Source organism: Acidimicrobiales bacterium (assembly GCA_022452035.1).
Classification (GTDB): Bacteria; Actinomycetota; Acidimicrobiia; order Acidimicrobiales; family MedAcidi-G1; genus UBA9410.
Genome location: JAKURV010000009.1, coordinates 38,661 through 59,435, shown reverse-complemented (window position 1 = coordinate 59,435; position 20,775 = coordinate 38,661). Strand labels below are relative to the sequence as shown.

Genomic DNA, 20,775 nt, shown 5'->3' with positions numbered 1-20,775 from the left:
CCTGCCAGCCCCCGTAGCTAGTGTCCGGCGATGAACCTCGCGCTCGTTGACCGGATTCCGCGGTCCGGGCGGTCTTTCGGCCTGTTGTTGGCCTTCACCGGGATGTTCCTGGTATCCAGCGATGCGCTGTTGGTCCGGGTCGCTGAGCGCGATTCCGAGGTGAACGGCTGGACCATCGCCTTCATGGTCGGACTCTTCTCTACGCCGGTGGCATGGTCGCTCGCCTTTCGCTCCCTCGGTCGGGGCACGGTGGCCACCGTGGCCCGGTGGCGGGGCACGTTGGCCATGACCGGCCTGCTGGGTGCTGTCTCGACTACGTCTTTTCTGACCGCCGTGACCCTCACCGCGGCTTCCAACGTGGTGGCCATCATCGCCGCCTGTCCCATCTTCGCCGCCGTCCTGGCTCGGTTCGCTCTTCGCGAGCGCACCTCGGGACGGACCTGGCGGGCTATCGGGGCGACGGCGACCGGCATCGCTGTCATCGTGGGCGGATCGATGAGCGGGGGCGGGGTGGGTGGCGATCTGCTGGCCCTCGTAGCCATCGGGGGATTCTCGATCAACCTCGTGATCTGGCGCCGCCACCCCGAGCTGCCTCGAACCCTCGTGGTGGCCGTGACCGCCACATTCATCGCTCTGGTCACCGCGGTCCCGGCCGACGTCTCGCTGTTGGATCGTCGGGCTTTTCTGGCCACGATGCTCATGGGTGGCTTTTTTGGACCGGTGGCCCGCCTGTGTATGTCTACGGCCACCCGGCACGCTCCGGCCGCCGAGGTCAGCCTGTTCACCCCCGTCGAGACGGTGGCCGCCTCGCTTTGGGTCTGGTTGTGGTTCGAGGAGGTTCCCCCGACGCCCACCTTCATCGGAGGAGCCATCGTGGTGGTGGCCGTCTTTTACGGCCTGACCGGGCCGGCTCGTGAAACGGGCCTGGTCCCTCCGCGGCAGTCATGAACCGGCCGTCCGAACCGACCGGCGACCCGGTTCTGGAACAACTGGCCTCCCTTGGGGTGGATCACGAGGTCATGGCCTGCGATCCCGCCCTGGCTGACACGGCGGCCTTCTGCGAGGCCTACGGGATCGCCCTTGAGGACTCGGCTAACGCCATCCTGGTGGCCGGTAAGGCCCGGCCCGATGAGAGGCAGCCGTTCGCCCTATGCCTGGTGCTGGCCACCTACCGCCTCGACGTGAACGGCATGGTCCGCCAACGCCTGGGATCCCGCAAGGCTTCGTTCGCTAGCGCCGAGGAGACAGCCGAGTTGACTGGCATGCAGATCGGTGGGGTGACCCCGTTTGGCCTGCCCACCTCCGTGCCCATCTGGGTCGATGGAGCGGTCCTGGCCCGCGATCGGGTGGTGGTCGGCGGGGGCTCCCGGGACCGCAAGATCCTGCTCCCCCCCGGAGGGCTGCTACGGCTCCCCGGAAGCGAGGCCGTTGAGGACCTGGCCCGACCGGCTCCTCCCCCGGGGGGCTGAAGGGCTCTTCGTCGGGCTACCGAGAGGGGCCGGCGACCCGTCGGTCAGGCGCTACCTCGTCCCGCTAGGTGGTCGACCAGAGCGTCGCGGGCACACCCCGCCGGAGCCTCGTCGACTAGGCGCCGTACCGTGTCGTGCCGGCCCAGGGCGGCCAGTAGGTCGACAGCCAGTGTGTCGACCAAGCTCAACTGGTCCAGCCGGGTGCCCTCGGTCAGCGGATCGGCAATCAGGCCGTCTAGCGCTGGGCCGCAGGCCAACTCAGCCCGGACCAACTTCATCGCTGCTTCCTCCAACTGGTCCAGGGCGTCCAGGGCTCTCAGGACATGGGTGGCTTCGTGGTCGGTGAGCACCCATCGAGTGTGGACCGAACACACGCGCGACGCGTGGATCCTCAGGGGTTGATCGGCAACCGCCGTCTCTCCAGCCGATACGGTCCGCGACGTGGAACTTGCTGAGGTTCAGGCCCTCATGGAGGAGCTCTACGGTCCCGTCGACCGTGACCGCGGGGTTCCGGCCACCGTGGCCTGGCTGTGCGAGGAACTCGGGGAGTTAGCCCAGGCCGCCCGAAAGGGAACAGCCGACGAGCAGCTCCACGAGTTGGGCGATGTGCTGGCCTGGCTGGCCAGCTTGGCTAACCAACTGGAGCTGTCGCTGGACGAGGCAATGGCCCGGTACGTCACCGATCCGCCGTAGGGACCGGGTGGCCTGGCGGGCCTCAGGCCCGTCGACGCAGCAGTTCTTCGGCGATCTGGATGGTGTTGAGTGCCGCGCCCTTGCGCAGGTTGTCCCCGGACAGGAAGAGGGCTAGGCCGTTGGGCCGTGTCTCGTCGGATCGGATCCGTCCCACGATGGTCGGGTCCACACCGGCCGCGTCGAGCGGCGTCGGGACGTCGGCCAGCGCCACGCCGGGGGCGGCGGCCAGTAACTCGGTGGCCCGATCGGGGCTGATTGGGTTGTCGAACTCGGCGTGGACGGACAGCGAGTGGCCGGTGAACACTGGGACTCGAACACAGGTTCCGGAGACCGCCAGGTCGGGGATACCGAGGATTTTGCGGCTCTCGTTGCGGAGCTTCTGCTCCTCGTCGGTCTCTCCCCGACCGTCGTCTACGAAGGACCCGGCATGGGCCAGCACGTTGAAGGCGATGTTGCGGGCGAACGAAGACGGTTCCGGGAACTCGACCGCCCGACCGTCGTGGGTCAGGCCCGGGGCCCCGTCCAGCACGGCAGCCACCTGGGAGGCCAGTTCCTCGACCCCGGCGAGGCCGGCTCCCGATACGGCCTGGTAGGTGGCCACGGTCAGTGACCGAAGGCCCGCCTCGGCGTGGAGGGGGGCCAGCACCGGCATGGCGGCCATCGTGGTGCAGTTTGGGTTGGCCACGATGCCCTTCGGGATGTCGTTTAGGGCCTGCGCGTTGACTTCGGGTACGACCAGCGGGACATCGGGGTCCATACGCCAGCCCGAGGAGTTGTCGATCACCGTGGCCCCAGCGGCCACCATCTTCGGGGAGTGCTCCAGCGAGGCCGTCTTCCCGGCACTCACCAGAGCGACGTCGATGCCCGACCAGTCCGCGGTGGACGTGTCCTCTACCTCCACCTCTCGATCACCCCACTGCAGGGTCGTACCCGCGGAGCGTGCCGAGGCGAGGAACCGGATATCTCCAACCGGGAAGTCCCGCTCCAGCAGGAGGCTCCGCATGACCCCTCCGACCTGGCCGGTGGCGCCGACGACCGCGACATTCATGGGGTAAAGGCTACCGACGCACCGCCACCGGCCAGCCGTTGTTTCCGGCCGGGCACACCATCTCAGCCGCCGGGGCTCAGTCCGCCCGCACCCCTGCGAAGAGGTCGGAAAGCGACTCCATTAGCGGGTAGCCAGACCCGCAGGACCGTTCGACGAAGGCGGAAAGACGCCGGGCCGCCAGGTCCAGGGCCGGACCTTCCACCCCGGGCGACTCGAAGACGTAGGAAAAGACGAGGGCCTGGAGGCGCGGCATGGTCACCGCGTCGGGGTCCAGGCGGTCCAACTCGATGCCCAGTTCCGCGTACACCCGGGTAAGTAGCGCTAGGTCGAACGCCATGGCTTCTGGTACCCGGTTACTCGTCCAGGCCAGCAGGTTCCGGGTGGCCAACAGGAGGGCCCGGTAGCGACGGGCGTTCAGCTCGCCGTCGGCCATCACCGACTCCACCTCAAGCACCAGTTCGGCCGAGGCCCCGGCCAGCTCGGCACAGAACCCCACTCCGGCCTGTGGGATAGGGCCCCCAGCCAGGCTGGTGGTCGGGGCCGGAGCCTCCGTCGTAGTCGACGTCGGTTCGGGGACCCATGAAGTGGTCCCTACTGTGGACGTTGTCGGGGACGAGGTTGTTGTCGTAGCCGGGCTGGTCGTCGCCGGGGGTGAACCAGTCGTCGCCGGGACCGGGGTGGTGGTAGGCACCGTGGCCGCCTCGAGGCCGTCCGTATCGGCCCGTCCGCACCCGGACAACAGGGCCAAGACGGCCGTCAGGGCCACCGGGGCCAGGACGGCGCCCCGTCGGGACGCCCTCATTAGGTGGTGGCCCCCACCCCGGACAACAGCTCGAAGAGGGTCAGGACGGATTCCCCGCAGGTAGCCACCAGGTAGTCGCGCAGGCGCTCTGTCGACGCTTCCACCGCGGATGCCGACGACTCCATTTCGGCCGAGACCCGGGCCATGACGCTCAAGAATGCGGTCATCGCCGCCTCCTCGTCGCCGGGATCCGCCGCCGCCACCTTCGCAAAGCCCTCAGCCATTAGGGCACCGATCCGCGACGTGGTGTCTCGCACCAGAACGGCGTCGTCACGTAGCTCGGGCGGGACCTCGTCGGCCAGCCAGGCGAAGATGGCGTCGGTGGCCGCGAATACCCCGGTGAGGATCGAGAGGTCTGGACCATCGGCCGGCGTCTCACCCATCGCCAGGAGTTCAGCCATCATGTCGCCCATCCGGTAGGCCAGGCCAGTACATACCGGCGGGGCCTCGACATCGACCTGGCCGAAGAGGGCCAGCGTGCTGCACCGCATGGTGTTGGCCATGATCGGTGTGTCCTCCAGCAGGATGTCCGCTTCGTCGTCGTCCAGTTCCACGAAGCCGTGTTCAAAGCGAGCCTCGAGGTAGGGCACGAGGTCCTCGTCGGCGATGCCTTCAAGGATGCAGGTCGCTTCGACGGGCGGCGCGCCCGGATCGGCGTCGATGGCCTGCTGCAATCCCAGGGTCACCACGTCGAGGATCAGACCACAGGACCGCAGGGCATCGACGGTCAGGGTCGCCTGGTCGGGACGCGGTCCGTTGCGGGTCAGGGTTACAACCTCCGCGGGATCCAGGTCTTCGAGGAGCCTGTCGGCCACGCAGCCCAGGTCCTGGTCACTGAGACCCTCGAGGATGGGTGCCGAGCCGGCAACCTCGGAAACGAAGTCCGAGCGGGCGTCGGCGGGGCTCACCGTCGTAGTCGCCACCGCCAAGATGGTGGTGGGCGGCGCCGCAGACTCCCCGATGGAACCACAGGCCACCAGCGAGGAGGCGGCAAGCAGGACAGACAGGACCACTAGGCCGGCCGAAGCCGGGCGGGAGGGCGGCACGGGTGGTTCAGGCCTCGGCCAGCCCGAAGACGTCGTGGAGAGCACGAACCGCTTCCTCCACCTGGCCCCCGTCAACCATGCAGCTCACCCGGATGGCCGATGTGGAGATCATCTGGATGTTCACACCGCACGCCGAGAGCGTTTCGAACATGGTGGCCGCCACGCCCGGGTTGGTACGCATGCCGGCACCGATCACGCTTACTCGGGCGATCGAGTCGTCGGACGACACCCCGGTGGCGCCGATCTCGGCCGCCAGCCGCTCGCTCAGCTCCACGGACCGGGCTAGGTCTTTGTGGGGCACGGTGAACGAGATGTCGGTTACCCCGTGGTCGGACACGTTCTGCACGATCATGTCCACGTTGACGTCCAGGTCGGCCATGGCGCGAAACACGGTGGCCGCCACCCCCGGCTGGTCGGGCACGCCGGCGATCGTCATCTTGGCCTCGGTCGTGTCGTGGGTGACCGCCGAGACGATGGCCTGTTCCATATCGGTTTCCTCCTCATCGACCCACGTCCCTTCCTGCCAAGTGAAGGCAGAACGGACGTGCAGCCGCACCCCGTGGGTACGGGCGTATTCCACCGACCGCATAGCCGGCTTCGGGCACCCGGTGGCCGTCATCTCGAGCAGTTCCTCGAAAGAGACAGTCGCCATCCGGCGGGCGGTTGGAACCACCCGGGGGTCAGTGGTGAAGACCCCGGTTACATCGGTGTAGAGCTCACAGGCGTCGGCTCCCAGGGCATGGGCCAGGGCCACCGCCGTGGTGTCTGAGCCCCCTCGTCCCAGGAAGGTCACGTCGTTGTCGGTCGACACGCCCTGTGACCCGCCGATCACCGGAACCCGTCCGGCGCCTAGCGAGGCCTGGACGCGGTCGGGACGGACCTCCACGATCCGGGCGTTCTGATGGCTGGTATCGGTCAGGAACCCTGCCTGGCTGCCGGTGAACGACTCGGAGTCGATCCCACTGTCGTGGAGGGCCATGCACACCAGGGCCATGGCCTTGCGCTCACCGGCAGTGACGAGCATGTCCATCTCGCGGCCCGGGTGAACGGCCGATACCTCACCGGCCAGGCGCAACAAGTCGTCGGTCTCCTTGCCCATGGCTGAGACCACGAGCACCACCTGGTCGCCACTCCGCACAGCGCGGGCCACGTGGTCAGCCACCTCGCGCATACGCCCAGCATCCGAGACCGAGGTACCACCGAACTTCTTTACGAGGAGGGCCACGGGGCACCACGCTACCGGCGCCGGTCAGGGGCTCTGTCGCAGGTTTCGGTGCCCGACCTCCGGTTTCAGCACCCCCTGCCAACCACGCCGCCATCTCAACTGACGTCCGCAACTGCCCGACGCGGCACGGTCCATGCCCACCGGTCGTCGCTAGGGTGCCGCCCCATGGCCAAGAAGTCCCGCCGACCAGCTCCCCCGCCTCCCGCGGCCCGATTCTCGCCGGCCGTCCGCCTGGTGTCGGGGCTGACGGCCCTGATGATGGTGGGAAGCCTGATCTTTGTCGTGGTGGCCGGCGGCCGGGGCGGCGACAACACGCCAGCACCTGTGACCGTTCCGGCGCCCAAGGACTGCCCGGCCGTCGACAAGTCTGACGGACCACGCTTGTCCTTCTCCAGTCGCCCGACCTGGTGCCTTGACGACGGGACCACCTACACGGCTGTTTTCGACACGACGGAAGGCGAGATCCGGGTAGTCCTGGACCGCGAGCGGACGCCGGAGACGGTGAACAACTTCGTCGTGCTCACCCGGTACGGCTACTACGACGACACCCTCCTGTTCCGGTTCGACCCGTCCATCGCAATCATCCAGGGTGGAGCCCCGAAGACCAATGACTGGTCTGATCCGGGACCGGGCTACACCATTCCCGACGAGGGCGGCCAGTTTCTTCCCCTCTCCAACGGTGGGCTGATAGGCCCCTTCACCTACCAGCCGGGCGACCTGGTGATGGCCCGTTCGGCAGGCCCCAACAGTTCGGGTGCCCAGTTCTTCTTCGCCACCGGCCCCGAGGTGGGCCTCCTTGACGCCCAGGGCACCTACATCGTCTTCGGACACGCCGACCTGGCGGGGCAGGCCGTCCTGGAGGCCCTGATGGGCCTCTACCGGGTGGACGAAACCTCGCCGTACGGTGGCGGGCCCAGCCGGGACGTCGTGGTCCGGTCGGTCACCATCGAGGTTGGCTGAGCCCCGGTCAGCGGACCGAACCCGAGAAACGTGGACGCGTCGGGACCGGTTGAGCCGCCGGCCAGCACCTGGGCCTTTCCCCCGGCCGATACGGCCGACGATCACGGTGTGGTGGGTGTCGGCGCCGATGTCGACCCGGGCACCCTCCTGGCCGCCTACCGGAGGGGCTTGTTCCCGATGCCGGTAGAGGCCGGGGGGCCGATGGCCTGGTGGTCTCCGGACCCCCGGGGGGTACTACGGCCTGCGGACCTGCGGATTTCACGGTCGTTGCGCCGGTCGAAGAACCGCTACGAGGTCCGGATCGACACCGCGTTCGCCGAGGTGATGGTGGCCTGCGCCGATCCGGCACGGGACCACGGGTGGATCGACGAGCGGATCACCGACGCCTACGCCACGCTTCACCGGCTGGGGTGGGCCCACTCGGTGGAGTGCTGGGACGGTGATGGCTTGGCCGGTGGGCTCTACGGGGTAGCCATCGGCGGGCTGTTCGCCGGCGAATCGATGTTCCACCGGCGGTCCGATGCCTCCAAGGTGGCCCTGGCTGGCCTGGTCGACCTGATGGGCAACGGTTCCGACCGGCTAGTTGATGTGCAGTGGTGCACCCCACACCTGGCCCGGCTGGGTGCCGTGGAGATCGACCGGGAGGCCTACCTGGATGGCCTGCCCGACCTGGTCCTAGCCGACGGTCCCGACTGGCCGGCCTGAGGGAGATTCTCAGCTCGCCTCAGCGAGCGTCGGGGCCGGGATCGCTGCCGTGCCACCAGCGCCCGGAGAACCGCCATTCCGTGGGCGGCTCCGGAACCTTCCGGGCTTCGGACGGGTTCGGCCACAGTTCCTCGTAGGCGGCGGCGATAGCAGCCAACTCCTGTTCGGTGGCGCCCTCGGCGACGATGCGGACCATCGGAACCTCCGCCGCCTCTAGAGCGGGACGTTCCCGTGCTTGCGACGGGGGGTCTCGTCCTGTTTAGAGACCAGCATCTCGAGGCCGGCCACCAGTTTGGCCCGCGTGTCGGCCGGGTCGATTACGTCGTCCACATAGCCCCGTTCAGCAGCCACGTACGGGTTGGCGAACCTCTCCGTGTACTCGTCAACCAGCTCGGCCCGGCGAGTCGCCGGGTCGTCGGCGTCCTGAAGCTCGCGGCGGTACACGATCTCCACCGCCCCCTGGGGTCCCATCACGGCCAACTCGGCCGATGGCCAGGCCAACGACAGGTCGGAGCCCACCGACTTGGAGTCCATGACCACGTACGCCCCGCCGTAGGCCTTGCGGGTGATGACCTGGATCCGGGGCACCGTGGCCTCGCAGTAGGCGTAGAGCAGCTTGGCCCCGTGGCGAATGATGCCGCCGTACTCCTGGCCAACGCCGGGCAGAAACCCTGGCACGTCAACAAAGGTGATCAGGGGCACGTTGAAGGCGTCGCAGGTGCGGACGAACCGGGCCGCCTTCTCAGAAGCTTCGATGTCCAGCACCCCGGCGAAGTGCATGGGCTGGTTGCCCACCACGCCGACGCTGCGGCCGTTCAGGTGCCCGAATCCGCAGACGATGTTTCCGGCCCACGCAGCGTGGTACTCGAGGAAGCCGCCGTCGTCGAGCACCGTCTCGATGACGGTACGCATGTCGTACGGGAGGTTCGCGCTGTCTGGCATGAGGTCGTTAAGTTCCGGGCAGGCCCGATCAGGGGGGTCGTCGGTGGGAACCACCGGAGCCTGCTCAAGGTTGTTGGACGGCAACTGGGCCAGCAGCGCCTTTACCTCGTCGAGGACCTCGTGCTCGTCCTCGCCGACGAAGGTGGCCACGCCCGACTTGGTGGAGTGGCTGCCCGCTCCGCCCAACTCCTCGAGGCTGACCTCCTCGCCGGTAACCGTCCTAACCACGTCGGGTCCGGTGATGAACATGTGCGACTTCTCCCGGACCATAAAGATGAAGTCGGTCATGGCTGGGCTATAAACGGCCCCGCCCGCGCACGGTCCGAGGATCACGCTGACCTGGGGAATGACACCGGACGACTGCACGTTGCGCCAGAAGATCCCTCCGTAACCGTCGAGGCTGACCACGCCCTCCTGGATACGAGCCCCGGCACCGTCGTTGAGACCAATCATGGGCGCACCCACGCTCAGGGCCAGGTCCATGACCTTGTGGATCTTCTCGGCAAACACCTCACCCAAAGCACCACCGAACACGGTGAAGTCCTGGGCGAACAGAAAAACCTTCCGGCCATCCACAGTGCCCCACCCGGTGATGACGCCGTCGGTGTAGGGGCGTTCCTCGATCCCGCTCTCGTGGGCCCGGTGGCGGGCCAGCATGTCCAGCTCGTGGAACGAGCCGGGGTCCAGGAAGTAGTCGATCCGCTCCCGGGCCAGCATCTTGCCTTTGTCGTGCTGGCGCTGGACGGCCCGCTCGGGCCCGGCATGTAGCGCCGCCTCCTTGCGCTTCTGCAACTCGTCGAGGCGCTCGGTCATCGGGTGGTCGGCCATGGTGGGCACAGGGTACCGAACGGGAATCACCGGACACAGGGTGGCGCCAGACGGTACGTTCCGACGGTGTCTGACTCCACCGCTACCCGGTCTCCGGCCCTGGCCGTGTTCTGCGGCTCCCGGCCCGGAACTGACGACGGCGTGCACACCCTGGCCCGTCAGCTCGGGACGGCCCTGGCCGACGCCGGAGTGGATCTCGTCTACGGGGGCACGGAGGTCGGCATCATGGGGACCCTCGCCGACGCCGTGTTGGCCCAGGGCGGCAGGGTGGTGGGGGTAATCCCGGTAGGCCTGATCAAACGGGAGATCGCCCACCCAGGGCTAACCAAGTTGATCGAAGTAGAAGACATGCACACCCGCAAGCGAACCATGTACGCCCTCGCCGACGCCTTCTGCGCCCTGCCTGGGGGCTACGGAACCCTCGACGAGGTGTTCGAGGCGGCGACCTGGACCCAACTCGGGCTACACGACGGTCCCAAGCCGGTTGTGCTGCTCGACCACAACGGCTTCTGGTTGGAGCTGGAAGCGTTCCTGGATCGAGCCGTCAACGATGGGTTCGTCAAGCCGGCCAACCCATCCATCGTCTCGCGGGTGACCACGGTGGCCGACGTCCTGACGGTGCTGGACCGCTGACCCCGCTGGTCGGTCGTTGGGTTAGGTCAGGCCCGATCGGCGGCCAGGCGGCGGGCCCGTTCGGCGGCCCGCGGGGCGTCCAGGTGGGCACACAGCGCCTCCAGGTGATTGGCCGGCCCGGTCCACCGCAGGTCCTCCACGTCGGCCATGACCGGTGCGGTGAGATCCAGGGTGGCTAGGTGCCGGTAAAGCAGGGCGTCGTCGCGTGCCCCGGCCAGCACAGCGCCCAACTTGGTGGCCCCCCGTACCGCCACATCCCAGTCGTCCGGATCGTCGGGGATGTCCTCCAGGTGGCCGTACCGAGCCAGCACGACGGCCGAGGACTTAGCCCCCCAACCGGGCAGACCGGGAATACCGTCGGCCGTGTCCCCGACGAGAGCTAGCCAGTCGGGAATAGACGCCGGCTCGACACCGAACTTGGCAACCACGGCGGCCCGGTCGTAAACGGTCTCCCGGCGCCGATCCACCTGGACAATGCCCGCCCCGTCGTCGACCACCTGGGCCAGGTCCTTGTCCGGGGTGCACACCAGGACCTTCCCTACCCGGGGGTCAGCGGCGGCCCGCACAGCAGCCGCCCCAAGGGCGTCGTCAGCTTCGTGCTCCACCATCCCGAAAACCACGAACCCGGCGGCCTCCAAGGCGGCCTCCACAAGGGGGAACTGGGCGAACAGTTCCGACGGAGTGCTCTCGCCGGTCTTGTAACCAGCGAAGAGGTCGTTCCGGAAAGACTCGATGACCCGGTCGGTGGCCACCCCTACGTGGGTGGCGCCGTCGGCCACCAGCCCGAGCATGGAGCCGAGCACGCCCCGGGCGGCGGCCACCTCCACCCCCTCAGCGGTGACGTGAGACGGCACGGCGAAGTGGTACCGGAAGAGCTCGTAGGTGCCGTCCACCAGATGGACGTCGAAGGGGGCCACGGTGCCTTCCGCCGTCCCGTTACTCCTGCACCAGCTCGATCAGAGTGCCGAACGAGCCCTTCGGGTGAACAAAGGCAACGGTGGTCCCCCGCGAGCCAGGGCGGGGGGCCTCGTCGATGGCCCGCCCTCCAGCGGCCACAAGAGCAGCCAGCGCCTCAGCGCAGTCGTCGACCCTGTAGCCGACGTGGTGGATGCCTTCACCCCGCTTCTCCAGGAAGGTCGTGATAGCCGAGTCGGGCCGGGTCCCCGTGGTGAGTTGGATATAGGACTCACCCACCTTCAGGAGGGCCTCGTCCACCCCGTCACGTTCCACCACTTCGCGGTGGTGGACCTCAGCACCGAACGCTGCCCGGTAGTAGGCGATGGCCGCCTCCAGGTCGTGGACGGCGATGGCCACATGGTCGATCTGGGTCAGCAGCAAGGTGAGCCTCCCGGGGAGCGGTCGGGGCCGGTCCGGAGGTCCCCGGGACCCCCTGAAAACCCGACCCTGTGGATCAACCTGTGGATAACTCGTATTTCAGGGCCCCACCCATCGGAGGCCTCCCACCAGCCCCTTTGTGACACTGACACAACAGATTGGGCCTGACTTGTAATAATCTCGTCACTGTCGTAACGTAGTCGCAATAGTTGGGAACCACCCCTCCACCCAACTCGGGAACGACCCCTCGGGCCGGCGGGAGCCACCGGGGGGCGTTCCCATCTTCGAAGTTCTTCTTCCACAGGCCATCACCCCCTGTCGAGCGGCCGCCGGCCTTCCAGCGCACGGCCTAGCGTCAACTCGTCTGCGTACTCCAGGTCACCGCCTACGGGCAGACCGCTGGCGATCCTGGTGACCTCCACCCCCAGGGGCTCCAGTAGGCGAGCCAGGTACATGGCCGTGGCTTCACCCTCGATGTTGGGGTTAGTGGCCAGGATGACCTCGGCCACACCTTCGGGCTCCAGGCGGGCCATCAGCTCACGGACCCGGAGCTGGTCAGGGCCGATCCCCTCAATCGGGCTGATAGCCCCTCCCAGCACGTGGTACCGGCCACGGAAGCCGCCGGTGCGCTCCACGGCCACGATGTCCCGGGGTTCTTCAACCACACACAGCAACGTGGCGTCCCGGCGATCGTCGGCGCACATCGTGCACAACTCGGATTCCGACACGTTGAAGCACCGGTCGCAGAACCGAACCCGGGCCTTCATCTCGTCGATGGCTGCCGTGAGCCGGGCTGTGTCCTCCGTCGGCAACTTCATGAGGTGGAAGGCCAGTCGCTGGGCCGACTTCGGCCCGATCCCCGGGAGGCGTCCCAATTCGTCGATGACCTGCTGCACCGCTTCGGCGTACACCGCAACCGCCCTCCGCCCGCTCAGTCCGGTTCGACCAGCGCGGCGCCGGGGAAGGCCTGGGTCAGGCGGTCCACCGCCGAGCCCTCGGCCACGTCGGCGTCGACCAGCTCGTCCATGTCGATCGACTCGTCGGCAACCGTCGACTCGTCGACAGCAACGGGGCGTGGTTTAGTCGTCGGGGTCACGGTTGGAGCTGAGGACCCGTCGTCCACCACCAGGCGCACGGGCAGGCTTCCACCGAACCGCGCCGCCAGCACATTCTCCAACTCACCGCGAAGGTCCTCGCAGCGCCGGAGGTGAGGTTCGTTGGGTAAGGCCATGACGGCAGTGCCGTCCTGCACGTCGATGAACCGGGCGGCCGAGAAGCGCGCCCGGGCCTTGCGGCTCAGTCGGTCCATGAGGTCGTCACCCCAGGCCATGACCAGCTCGTCCCGGCTGGGTATTGCGGTGGGAGGAGCGGCGGCTGCCGGCAATGCGTCGGGCTCTGTCGGGGGCGCAGGCGGCTCAGTGGACGCTGCCTCGGTGGCCACCGGGGGTGACGGGGTGACGGGAGTCAACCCCGAACGTCCCTCAGCTGCCGGGCCGGAACGCCGGGACGGCGGTGGAGGCGGTGGAGGCGGTGGAGCGACCGGACCCCGCCCAACCGACCTGTCCGATGCCGACGCCAAGGCGACCTCGAGCGCCTCCACTCGTCTGGTCAGCTCGTCCAAGGAGCCCGGACCGCCAGACCCGGACACCTCCGGTCCGGTCAACCTGACCAAGGCCACTTCCAGATCAACCCGCGGATCAGGAGATCGGCGCATATCCACCAAGGCGGTCCCCAGTACCTCTAGGGCGTGGGTGATCACGGCCGGAGGTGCCTCCTCGGTAAATCGTTCAGCGCGTTCCCGGTCGGCAGCAGCCAGCTGCGATGGCGGAACCCCCATGGACACCAGGAAAGCCTCCCTCAGCGCTCCCAGGAGGGCTTCCCCGGTCACCCGCGGCTCGCGGCCCCTGGCGATCCCCGCGGCCAAGGCCCCCAGGGCCCGCCCAGGATCCCGCTCGGAAAGTGCTCGTAGGAGCTCATCGACTGAGGTGTCGTCGTCGGTGATACCTCCGGCCACCACGCGGTCCAGGGCCGACAGGGCGTCGCGGGCCGAACCCCGACCGGCCCGAACGGCGTGATCGACGCCCGCATCATCGACGTCGAGACCTGCCTCGACCACCACGTCGCGGACCAGTGACTCCAGATCCTCGGCGCCCAGGAGGTTCAACTCCAGGTGCTGGGAGCGGCTGCGGATGGTCTCCACGACCTTGTGGGGCTCGGTGGTGGCCAGTACGAAGACGACGTGGTCGGGGGGCTCCTCCAGCGTCTTGAGCAGGGCGTTCTCTGCTCCGGCGGTCAACATGTGGACTTCGTCCAGGAGGTACACCTTGGTCCGACCAGGGGTCCCCAGGGCCACCTTGGACAGTAGGTCCCGAATGTCATCGACCTTGTTGTTCGAGGCGGCGTCCAGTTCGTGAAGGTCGAACGAAGTGCCGGCGTCGATGGCCTCACACGAATCACAGGAGCAGCACGGTTCACCGTCGGTGGCCTCACCCGTGCAGTTCAGGGCCTTGGCCAGGATTCGGGCCGCCGTGGTCTTGCCTGTTCCCCGGGGACCACTAAGCAGGTAGGCGTGCAGGACGCGGCCTTCACGCACCGCGTTCTGCAGGGCGGCCACCACGTGCTCCTGGCCTCGGACCTCCGAGAACCGTCGGGGCCTGAAGCGCCGGTAGAGCGACGTGTACTCCATGAGCCGACCCTACAGCGGCCCCGAGACCCCGACCGGTGGCGTCAAGGCGTCAGTTCGGCGGAGGGAGTGGGATTCGAACCCACGGTGACCGTGAAGCCACACACGCGTTCCAGGCGTGCCGAATCGTCCGCTCTCGCATCCCTCCGGGACCCGACCCGGGAGCCGGGATCCGGGCGCCAAGGGTATCCAGCCCGACGACGGGATACGGAAGGCCGGAACGTCCCCCGGGGTGCGATCCGGGCAACAGGGGTATCGTTGTCGGGCACCCGTTCTGGAGTGTGGCGGTCGGGTCCTGTGCGACCGGAGCCCGTGAACCGAGTCAGGGCCGGAAGGCAGCAGCTCTCAGCGGAACCCCCGGGGTGCCGCAGATCACCTGGCCGCCACGCTCGAGGACGGGTGCCTCGGCGCCTGGGCCTATCGTCGACCGGGTGGACCAGCACCCCGCCCCCCTGATCGAACCCGAGCCGACCGACCACGACCTCATGGGCCTGGCCCTAGCTGAAGCGGCGGCTGCAGCGGAGGCCGGTGAGGCGCCGATCGGCGCCGTGGTGGCGGTGAACGGCCGGGTGGTAGCCCGGCGCCACAATGAACGTGAGGGGACCGGTGACCCCACGGCCCACGCTGAGGTCCTAGCCCTCCGGGATGCCGCAACGGCCGTCGGCTCGTGGCGTCTCGACGGCGCCACGCTGGTCGTGACGCTGGAGCCCTGCCCCATGTGTGCCGGCGCCGCCTGGGCGGCCCGGGTCGGTCGTGTGGTCTGGGGGGCGGCCAACGAGGAGGCCGGGGCGGCCGGCTCCCTCTACCACCTTGGGGCGGACCCACGCCTCAACCACGAGTTCGCCGTCGTGCCCGGGGTCCGGGCTGACGAGGGCGCGGCCCTCCTCACCCGGTTCTTCGCCGACCGTCGCTGAAGCAACGCTCGGTTGGCCGCCCAGCGGCACCTCAGTAGTCTCGGCGACGGAAGGTTGCCAGAGCGGACGAATGGGGCGGCCTCGAAAGCCGTTGTGGCCTCCGGGTCACCGTGGGTTCGAATCCCACACCTTCCGCCATCCCGGTGACCGGGTCCCCGACCCGGTCACCGTCGTGTCCGGACCCGCCTGACCTAGGGCCCGCTAGTCACCAGTGGGCCAGCACCGACCATGTCGTCCAGATGGCCGAGCAGCATGGCCACCAGGTGCTCCACCGTGTCGTCGGCTCCGGGAGCCAGGGTGAGCTGCTCACCGTGGACCAGGGAGGCGAACCCAGCGGTGACGGCCAGTTGCAGGCGCGTCCAGTGCACTCGGGGCCCGTCGTCCAGGCCCAGGAACTGCAGGACGGTCTGCAACGGGCGACTGACCCGGTTAACGGCGGCCTCCAGGTCGGGATCCCCTCCGGGTGGGTGGATGGCCGCGCTGAACCGGCCCGGGTACGCCAGAGCGAACGACAGGTGGGCCCGAACCACGGCTTCGGCGGCGTCGCGACCGGATCGCCCCACGGCGGCTGTGGTCACCGCCTCGGCCAGGTCATCGAGCGACCGCAGGGCCAGTAGGCGTCGGAGCCCTGCCGCTCCGTCTACGTGGGCGTAGAGGGACTGGCTCCGGATCCCCAGGCGTTTGGCCACCGCGGCCGGTCGCACGTCGGTCACCCGTCCGGCCTCGTCCAGAACAGCCAGCGCCGCCGCGACGACCTGGTCGGCGGTCACCCCTCGTCGTGCGGCCATGTCACGCGCCCCTCCCGGCGTACTTGCCAACCTAGTCGACATCAGACAGACTTATGTCTGATGTCTGTAGACACTACTAACCTGCTGGAAATCCCCGACGACGGGGACGTGACAGCCTCGCTGGCCGGCCACGGCTGGGGCGACGGCCTCCCGGTGGTCGCCCCCACCCCGGAACGGGTCGCCGAAATGCTGTCCGGATGCGGCGGTGCCGACCCCGACGAGGTGGTGGCCGTCCTGCCCCCCAGGTTCGGCGAGGCCTCTCGACAGACCATCGCCGTCAGCGCCGTGATGGCTGGATGCCGACCCGAACACCTCCCGGTCGTGGTGTCGGCTGTGAGGGCCCTGGCCCGACCCGAGCTCAACCTGAGGGGCGTCAACGCCACCACCCACTGCGTGGCCCCTCTGCTGGTAGTCCATGGCGAGGTGGCCCGGACCGCCGGCTACAACGGCGGGCTCGGGGCCTTCGGACCCGGGAACCGGGCCAACGCCGCCACCGGCCGGGCCGTGCGGCTGGTTCTCCTCCACGTCGCCGGCGCCACACCGGGCGACGGCGACGCTTCCACCCAGGGTGGGCCGGCCAAATACGGGTACTGCGTGGCCGAGAACCTCGACGCCTCGCCCTGGGCAGGCTATGCCCCCAGTATCGGGGTGGATTCACCGTCAGCGGTGACCGTCCACTGCGGAGAGGCCCCCCACAACGTCCACGACATGGAGTCCGACCACCCGGCCCGGATCCTGGACAAGGTGGCCTCAGCTATGACCACCACGGCCCAGAACAACGCCTGCATCAGCCAGGGGGAGTACCTGGTCGCCCTGTGCCCGGAGCACGCCGCCACCTGCGCCCGGGCGGGCTGGTCCCGGAACGACGTGTCGTCCTACCTGTTCCAGCAGGCCCGGCTGCCGGCCGGCGAGCTGACCCGGGCCTTCGACCTCCGAGCCTGGGCACCGTGGATGGAGCACCTGGACGACGACGCCCCCACGCCGATGACCGCACATCCGGGCAATATCCGGATCCTGGTCGTAGGGGGGGCCGGCAAGCACAGCTCGGTTATCCCTAGTTGGGGCATGACCCGCAGCGTGACCCTCCCCGTCGAGCCCTAGGAGACCCCATGTACGTGCACCGACCCGACGGCCCGACATGCGCCCCGCCGGCCGTCCTGGCCCCCTCGCCCCCGGTGCTGGCCGGTCGACGCATCGGGATCCTGGACAACCGGAAGCCCAATGCCGACGTCCTGCTGCACCGCCTGGCTGACCGCCTGGCCCAGCGCACCGGCGCCGAGGTGACCCTTGTGGAGGTCAAGAACGCCGCTGTCCCGTGCGAGGACCAGGTCCTGGGACGACTCGCCGAGGAGGTGGAGCTGGTCCTCACCGGCACTGCCGATTGAGGCAGCTGTACGTCGTGGAGTGTCCACGACACCGTGAGACTGGAAACCGCCGGGCTGCCCACTGTCCTGGTGGCCACCGGGGAACTACGTCCGCTGGCCGACCGGACGGCGGTCGACCTGGGGCTGCCCGACCTTCGGGTGGTCTACGTCCAGCACCCGATCGGCGGGGTGGACCAGGCGACCATTGAAGCACGGGCCGACGGGGCGGTGGACGAGGTCCTGGCCCTGCTTACCGGCTCAGCTCACCGCCCGGACTCCGACACCCGAGAAGGGACAACCCCGACATGACCATCGCCATCGACCACACCGGACGCAACGCCCTGGTGACCGGAGCCGGGGCCGGTATCGGACGGGAGGTCGCCCGCTGGCTGGCTCGGGCCGGAGCCGCGGTGGCCGTCAACGACCTGGTCGGCGACCGGGCCGAGGCCGTGGTGGCGGAGATCACCGCCGAGGGCGGGCGGGCCGTGGCGCTGCCCGCCGACTGCCGGGACGACGAAGCGGTCGACGCCCTGGTCGATGCGACCGTCGACCGGCTAGGCGGCCTGGACCTGGCCGTCAACAACGTCGGGATGCTCCCCCCGGGACGACGACCCCGGCCGTTCGTGGAATACGGAGGCGACGACTGGCGGGACATCGTCGGCCAGAACCTGATCCAGGCTGCACTGTGCGGGCGGGCCGAAGCGGCGGTGATGGCCGGGACGGGCGGGGGATCCATCCTGTTCGTGACGTCCGGAGAGACCACCCGTCCGGCGCCCTACAACGCGGCCTATGCAGCGGCCAAGGCAGCGGTGAACCACCTGGTGACCACCATGGCCGTCGAGTTGGGCCCCGAAGAGATCCGGGTGAACGCCATCGCCCCAGGGACCACCCTCACCGAAACGGTGGCCGCCGCCTTCACCGAGGAACGCATGGCCGCCCTGGTGGCTGCCACCCCGCTGCGGCGCATGGTCGAGCACGACGAGCTGGCCCGCCTGGCCGTGTTCTTGTGCAGCGACCTGGCCCGGTGCATTACCGGCCAGTTTCTCCTGGCCGATGCTGGGGCGTTCCTGTCTCGAAGCCGGCCGGCCAACAACGAGGGGCTGGCTGTCTCGTTGGAGGGCGCGCACGCCCGCTAACCGATAGCGGTCAGAGGCCCATGTCGTGGGGTGGGGGCATCTCGAAGCGGCCGATGGCGTCGGCTCGGGTGTGGAGCAGCTCGACCGTCCGTTCTAGCTCTCGGCCGATCACGTACTGGCGCCGGGCCACGCACTCCACGACAAAGCGGCCGAGCTCGTCTAGGTCGGCAACCTTCACGGTCCGACCGGCCTTCTCCAGGCGGTCCTTCATCTCGGTGAACGTCATGCTTGCCCGACCGGTGCTCCCCCGGACCCGCTCCAACTCCAGCGGCCGGTTCCTCTGAGAGGTGAACAGGCCGGTGTCCATGAGCCCGCCCGACGGGTAGAAGACCGATGCCCCCATGACCCCGGAATCCTGACGGAGGTGGTGGTCCAGCGACTCGGTCATGCAACTCACTGCGGCTTTGCTAGAGGCGTAGAGGGCCGCCGTCGGTACCGGAGCGAAGCCCCCGTCACCCGACGAGGTGTTCACGATGTGCCCCGGCTCGCCCGACTCCAGCATCCGGGGCACAAAGGCCATGATGCCGTGGGCCACCCCGAACACGTTGACGCCGTAGCACCAGCGCCAGTCGTTGGGCTCGTGCATCCAGACACGGCCGCCGCCACCCGACCCGACGCCAGCGTTGTTGAACAACAGGTTGCACTGGCCGTGCACGGCGAATACCTGGTCGGCCAACGCCTCGACCGAGGCGTCATCGGACACGTCGGTCAGGATCCCCGACACCCGCCCCGGGTGGGACGCCGACAGGGCGGCCACCGTGGTGTCCATCACGTCCTGCTCGACGTCGGCCACGACCACCGTGGCGTCGGCTTCCAGCAGGGCCCGGACGACCCCCCGCCCAATGCCGTTGGCCCCACCGGTGACGACGGCGACCGAGCCGGCGACCTCCAGCGGTGGGGGCCCGCTCAAGCGACCACTTCCTGGGTCTGGTTCTGCGGGGCCATGCCCGGACAGCCCTTGGCCTTCTCGGGGATCTCCGAGTAGGAGATGCCGCTGGCCACGTGGGCCTTGGTCGGGCAGTGCAACTCGGCCAGGGGCCGCAGCTTCTCGACGTCGAACTTGTAGAGCTTCGCCACGTTAGTGGTCAGCAACTTGGTGGCCTCGTCCTCGGTCATCTGCCCGAACGTCAAGCGCAGATGCTTGTCGGTGTGGGGGTGGGAGCCTTCGATGTGCGGGTAGTCCGAGCCCCACATCACGTTGTCAATGCCGATCTGACGCACGATCTCGGTCTCGGTGGGACGTAGGAAGCTGGCTCCCACATGACACTGCCGCTGCCAGTACTCCGACGGTCGCAGCGACATCTCCGCCACCGCCATGCCCCCAAAGATGGACTCCGACCCGTAGGTGGAGTACTTCATCCGGTCGTAGAAGGAGTCCAACTTCTCAAGCGTGTCGGGCACCCAAGCCGTCCCTGTCTCGGTGTTGACCCACTGCAGGTTTGGGTGGCGTTCGAAAACCCCGGAGAACATCAGGTGCCAGAGCCCCCGGTGGCTCCACCAGGAGACTTCCAGCAGGAAGATGGCCAGCGAGGCCGGGAAGTGGCTGCCGAAGCTCGGCGTCGCCCCACCCGAATGGTGGTTCAGCGGCATGTCGTTGGCCGCCGCTGCTTCCCAAATCGGCCGATAGGCCTTGGAGTAGAGCGGGTCGAACGGCGAGTCGGGCGGGGCGCCGGGAACAAGGATCCCACCTCGGAGTCCGTTCTCGGCCGCCCACTCAATCTCGGCCACCGAGCCCTCCACGTCGCCTAGGAAGATCTGGACGATGCCGGCCCTCCGTTCCGGGGCCTCAGAGACGAGGTCCAGCAGCCAGCGGTTGTGGGCCCGCAGGCCGGCCCACCTGTGCTCCATGTCGTCGTTGTAAGGCGGAGCCTCGAACTGGCTGGCCGCCGCCGGGGCAAATGGCGGCTGTGTGTTGGGGAATAGCACGGTGGCCACCACCCCGTCGGCCTCCTGCTCCCGCAACCTCCGTTCGCTTGACCAGTTCCGGTCGCCGTCCTCGGCAGGGTCCCCGTCCACACCCACGTTCAACGTGGACCGGGGAGAGTCTTTGAACTGTTCAGCGATGCGGGCCTGGGCTGCCTCGACGGACCGGGCCCAGTCGTCGAACTCCTCGTGGTACCTGGACTCCAGGTACCCCTTGTAGTCCCAGAGGTCGGCTCCGCAGTGGCTGTCGGCCGAGATGACGACGTGTCGTTCGCTCATGG

General features: G+C 68.5%; 25 protein-coding genes, 2 tRNA genes and 1 other RNA gene. 13 read left to right on the top strand and 15 right to left on the bottom strand.

Annotated features, from left to right (window positions below; all coding sequences use genetic code 11):
• The first annotated feature begins 30 nt into the window (after window positions 1–30).
• Entirely contained in the window at window positions 31–948 is a 918-nt protein-coding gene (locus tag MK181_04855; GenBank protein MCH2419126.1) for a DMT family transporter, read from the top strand.
• Window positions 945–1,469: a hypothetical protein gene (locus MK181_04850; protein MCH2419125.1), complete on the top strand. Its 525-nt coding sequence runs from the start codon at window positions 945–947 to the stop codon at window positions 1,467–1,469. The genes MK181_04855 and MK181_04850 overlap by 4 nt, the downstream gene beginning before the upstream one ends.
• A 44-nt stretch (window positions 1,470–1,513) precedes the next feature.
• On the opposite strand, the gene MK181_04845 is transcribed toward MK181_04850, so the two are convergent.
• A complete protein-coding gene (locus tag MK181_04845) occupies window positions 1,514–1,819 on the bottom strand; it encodes a hypothetical protein (protein ID MCH2419124.1) in 306 nt (101 codons plus the stop codon).
• A 91-nt stretch (window positions 1,820–1,910) separates the two neighbouring features.
• Here MK181_04845 and MK181_04840 point away from each other — a divergent pair, with 91 nt between their 5' ends.
• Complete coding sequence (locus MK181_04840; GenBank protein MCH2419123.1) at window positions 1,911–2,162, top strand: pyrophosphohydrolase; 252 nt, start codon at window positions 1,911–1,913, stop codon at window positions 2,160–2,162.
• Between the two features lie 22 nt (window positions 2,163–2,184).
• Here MK181_04840 and MK181_04835 read toward each other — a convergent pair whose 3' ends face one another.
• The 4 genes from MK181_04835 to MK181_04820 form a co-directional block, all read right to left on the bottom strand.
• Window positions 2,185–3,210: an aspartate-semialdehyde dehydrogenase gene (locus tag MK181_04835; GenBank protein MCH2419122.1), complete on the bottom strand. Its 1,026-nt coding sequence runs from the start codon at window positions 3,208–3,210 to the stop codon at window positions 2,185–2,187.
• Window positions 3,211–3,286: 76 nt separating this feature from the next.
• Complete coding sequence (locus tag MK181_04830; protein ID MCH2419121.1) at window positions 3,287–4,012, bottom strand: hypothetical protein; 726 nt, start codon at window positions 4,010–4,012, stop codon at window positions 3,287–3,289.
• Complete coding sequence (locus MK181_04825) at window positions 4,012–5,025, bottom strand: hypothetical protein (GenBank protein ID MCH2419120.1); 1,014 nt, start codon at window positions 5,023–5,025, stop codon at window positions 4,012–4,014. Before MK181_04825 ends, MK181_04830 begins: the two co-directional genes overlap by 1 nt.
• A 40-nt stretch (window positions 5,026–5,065) precedes the next feature.
• Window positions 5,066–6,283, bottom strand: a complete 1,218-nt coding sequence (locus tag MK181_04820) for an aspartate kinase (protein MCH2419119.1) — start codon at window positions 6,281–6,283, stop codon at window positions 5,066–5,068.
• Between the two features lie 165 nt (window positions 6,284–6,448).
• Here MK181_04820 and MK181_04815 point away from each other — a divergent pair, with 165 nt between their 5' ends.
• The gene (locus MK181_04815) at window positions 6,449–7,243 is read left to right on the top strand and encodes a peptidylprolyl isomerase (GenBank protein MCH2419118.1); all 795 of its coding nucleotides are present in this window, start codon (window positions 6,449–6,451) and stop codon (window positions 7,241–7,243) included.
• Between the two features lie 30 nt (window positions 7,244–7,273).
• On the top strand, window positions 7,274–7,948 hold the full coding sequence (gene aat / locus MK181_04810) for a leucyl/phenylalanyl-tRNA--protein transferase (protein MCH2419117.1): 675 nt from the start codon (window positions 7,274–7,276) through the stop codon (window positions 7,946–7,948).
• Window positions 7,949–7,967: 19 nt separating this feature from the next.
• Here the strand turns inward: aat and MK181_04805 are convergent, their stop codons facing one another.
• Both MK181_04805 and MK181_04800 read right to left on the bottom strand, forming a co-directional pair.
• Window positions 7,968–8,144 carry a hypothetical protein gene (locus MK181_04805; GenBank protein MCH2419116.1) on the bottom strand — a complete coding sequence of 59 codons (177 nt, stop codon included), beginning with the start codon at window positions 8,142–8,144 and terminating at the stop codon, window positions 7,968–7,970.
• A gap of 17 nt (window positions 8,145–8,161) precedes the next feature.
• Entirely contained in the window at window positions 8,162–9,718 is a 1,557-nt protein-coding gene (locus MK181_04800) for an acyl-CoA carboxylase subunit beta (protein MCH2419115.1), read from the bottom strand.
• 66 nt (window positions 9,719–9,784) lie between these two features.
• Here MK181_04800 and MK181_04795 point away from each other — a divergent pair, with 66 nt between their 5' ends.
• On the top strand, window positions 9,785–10,351 hold the full coding sequence (locus tag MK181_04795) for a TIGR00730 family Rossman fold protein (protein ID MCH2419114.1): 567 nt from the start codon (window positions 9,785–9,787) through the stop codon (window positions 10,349–10,351).
• Between the two features lie 26 nt (window positions 10,352–10,377).
• Here the strand turns inward: MK181_04795 and MK181_04790 are convergent, their stop codons facing one another.
• From MK181_04790 to MK181_04770, 5 genes are all read right to left on the bottom strand, one after another.
• A complete protein-coding gene (locus MK181_04790) occupies window positions 10,378–11,268 on the bottom strand; it encodes a flap endonuclease (protein MCH2419113.1) in 891 nt (296 codons plus the stop codon).
• A 19-nt stretch (window positions 11,269–11,287) separates the two neighbouring features.
• The gene (gene mce / locus MK181_04785; protein ID MCH2419112.1) at window positions 11,288–11,689 is read right to left on the bottom strand and encodes a methylmalonyl-CoA epimerase; all 402 of its coding nucleotides are present in this window, start codon (window positions 11,687–11,689) and stop codon (window positions 11,288–11,290) included.
• Between the two features lie 305 nt (window positions 11,690–11,994).
• Entirely contained in the window at window positions 11,995–12,597 is a 603-nt protein-coding gene (recR, locus tag MK181_04780) for a recombination mediator RecR (GenBank protein ID MCH2419111.1), read from the bottom strand.
• A gap of 20 nt (window positions 12,598–12,617) precedes the next feature.
• Complete coding sequence (dnaX, locus tag MK181_04775) at window positions 12,618–14,372, bottom strand: DNA polymerase III subunit gamma/tau (GenBank protein MCH2419110.1); 1,755 nt, start codon at window positions 14,370–14,372, stop codon at window positions 12,618–12,620.
• Window positions 14,373–14,430: 58 nt separating this feature from the next.
• A tRNA-Ser gene (locus MK181_04770) sits at window positions 14,431–14,517 on the bottom strand.
• 138 nt (window positions 14,518–14,655) lie between these two features.
• Here MK181_04770 and ffs point away from each other — a divergent pair.
• The 3 genes from ffs (at window position 14,656) to MK181_04755 (ending at window position 15,421) form a co-directional block, all read left to right on the top strand.
• Window positions 14,656–14,754: signal recognition particle sRNA small type (ffs, locus tag MK181_04765), an RNA gene on the top strand.
• Between the two features lie 46 nt (window positions 14,755–14,800).
• Entirely contained in the window at window positions 14,801–15,283 is a 483-nt protein-coding gene (locus MK181_04760; GenBank protein MCH2419109.1) for a nucleoside deaminase, read from the top strand.
• A 48-nt stretch (window positions 15,284–15,331) separates the two neighbouring features.
• Window positions 15,332–15,421: transfer RNA gene (locus MK181_04755), tRNA-Ser, on the top strand.
• Window positions 15,422–15,474: 53 nt separating this feature from the next.
• Here the strand turns inward: MK181_04755 and MK181_04750 are convergent.
• Window positions 15,475–16,071: a WHG domain-containing protein gene (locus MK181_04750; protein MCH2419108.1), complete on the bottom strand. Its 597-nt coding sequence runs from the start codon at window positions 16,069–16,071 to the stop codon at window positions 15,475–15,477.
• A 60-nt stretch (window positions 16,072–16,131) separates the two neighbouring features.
• Between MK181_04750 and MK181_04745 the strand changes: the two genes are divergently transcribed.
• From MK181_04745 to MK181_04730, 4 genes are read left to right on the top strand one after another with little or no spacing between them, the layout of a single operon-like run.
• Window positions 16,132–17,172 carry a hypothetical protein gene (locus MK181_04745; protein ID MCH2419107.1) on the top strand — a complete coding sequence of 347 codons (1,041 nt, stop codon included), beginning with the start codon at window positions 16,132–16,134 and terminating at the stop codon, window positions 17,170–17,172.
• A gap of 8 nt (window positions 17,173–17,180) precedes the next feature.
• Window positions 17,181–17,456 (top strand): hypothetical protein, encoded by a 276-nt coding sequence (locus MK181_04740; GenBank protein ID MCH2419106.1) that lies wholly within the window; start codon window positions 17,181–17,183, stop codon window positions 17,454–17,456.
• 33 nt (window positions 17,457–17,489) lie between these two features.
• Window positions 17,490–17,744, top strand: coding sequence for a hypothetical protein (locus MK181_04735; protein ID MCH2419105.1), 255 nt, complete (start codon window positions 17,490–17,492; stop codon window positions 17,742–17,744).
• Window positions 17,741–18,571: an SDR family oxidoreductase gene (locus MK181_04730; protein MCH2419104.1), complete on the top strand. Its 831-nt coding sequence runs from the start codon at window positions 17,741–17,743 to the stop codon at window positions 18,569–18,571. The genes MK181_04735 and MK181_04730 overlap by 4 nt, the downstream gene beginning before the upstream one ends.
• Before the next feature lie 10 nt (window positions 18,572–18,581).
• On the opposite strand, the gene MK181_04725 is transcribed toward MK181_04730, so the two are convergent.
• Together MK181_04725 and MK181_04720 are read right to left on the bottom strand one after the other, a co-directional pair.
• Entirely contained in the window at window positions 18,582–19,481 is a 900-nt protein-coding gene (locus MK181_04725; GenBank protein MCH2419103.1) for an SDR family NAD(P)-dependent oxidoreductase, read from the bottom strand.
• Complete coding sequence (locus MK181_04720) at window positions 19,478–20,773, bottom strand: amidohydrolase (protein MCH2419102.1); 1,296 nt, start codon at window positions 20,771–20,773, stop codon at window positions 19,478–19,480. Before MK181_04720 ends, MK181_04725 begins: the two co-directional genes overlap by 4 nt.
• Between the last annotated feature and the right edge of the window lie 2 nt (window positions 20,774–20,775).

Coding starts and splice junctions, on each gene's coding strand:
- MK181_04750 (MCH2419108.1), bottom strand. CDS start 16,071: ATGGCCGCACGACGAGGGGTGACCGCCGACCAGGTCGTCGCGGCGGCG.
- MK181_04815 (MCH2419118.1), top strand. CDS start 6,449: ATGGCCAAGAAGTCCCGCCGACCAGCTCCCCCGCCTCCCGCGGCCCGA.
- MK181_04740 (MCH2419106.1), top strand. CDS start 17,181: ATGTACGTGCACCGACCCGACGGCCCGACATGCGCCCCGCCGGCCGTC.
- MK181_04805 (MCH2419116.1), bottom strand. CDS start 8,144: ATGGTCCGCATCGTCGCCGAGGGCGCCACCGAACAGGAGTTGGCTGCT.
- MK181_04745 (MCH2419107.1), top strand. CDS start 16,132: ATGTCTGTAGACACTACTAACCTGCTGGAAATCCCCGACGACGGGGAC.
- dnaX (MCH2419110.1), bottom strand. CDS start 14,372: ATGGAGTACACGTCGCTCTACCGGCGCTTCAGGCCCCGACGGTTCTCG.
- MK181_04830 (MCH2419121.1), bottom strand. CDS start 4,012: ATGAGGGCGTCCCGACGGGGCGCCGTCCTGGCCCCGGTGGCCCTGACG.
- MK181_04835 (MCH2419122.1), bottom strand. CDS start 3,210: ATGAATGTCGCGGTCGTCGGCGCCACCGGCCAGGTCGGAGGGGTCATG.
- MK181_04720 (MCH2419102.1), bottom strand. CDS start 20,773: ATGAGCGAACGACACGTCGTCATCTCGGCCGACAGCCACTGCGGAGCC.
- MK181_04850 (MCH2419125.1), top strand. CDS start 945: ATGAACCGGCCGTCCGAACCGACCGGCGACCCGGTTCTGGAACAACTG.
- MK181_04800 (MCH2419115.1), bottom strand. CDS start 9,718: ATGGCCGACCACCCGATGACCGAGCGCCTCGACGAGTTGCAGAAGCGC.
- MK181_04855 (MCH2419126.1), top strand. CDS start 31: ATGAACCTCGCGCTCGTTGACCGGATTCCGCGGTCCGGGCGGTCTTTC.
- MK181_04730 (MCH2419104.1), top strand. CDS start 17,741: ATGACCATCGCCATCGACCACACCGGACGCAACGCCCTGGTGACCGGA.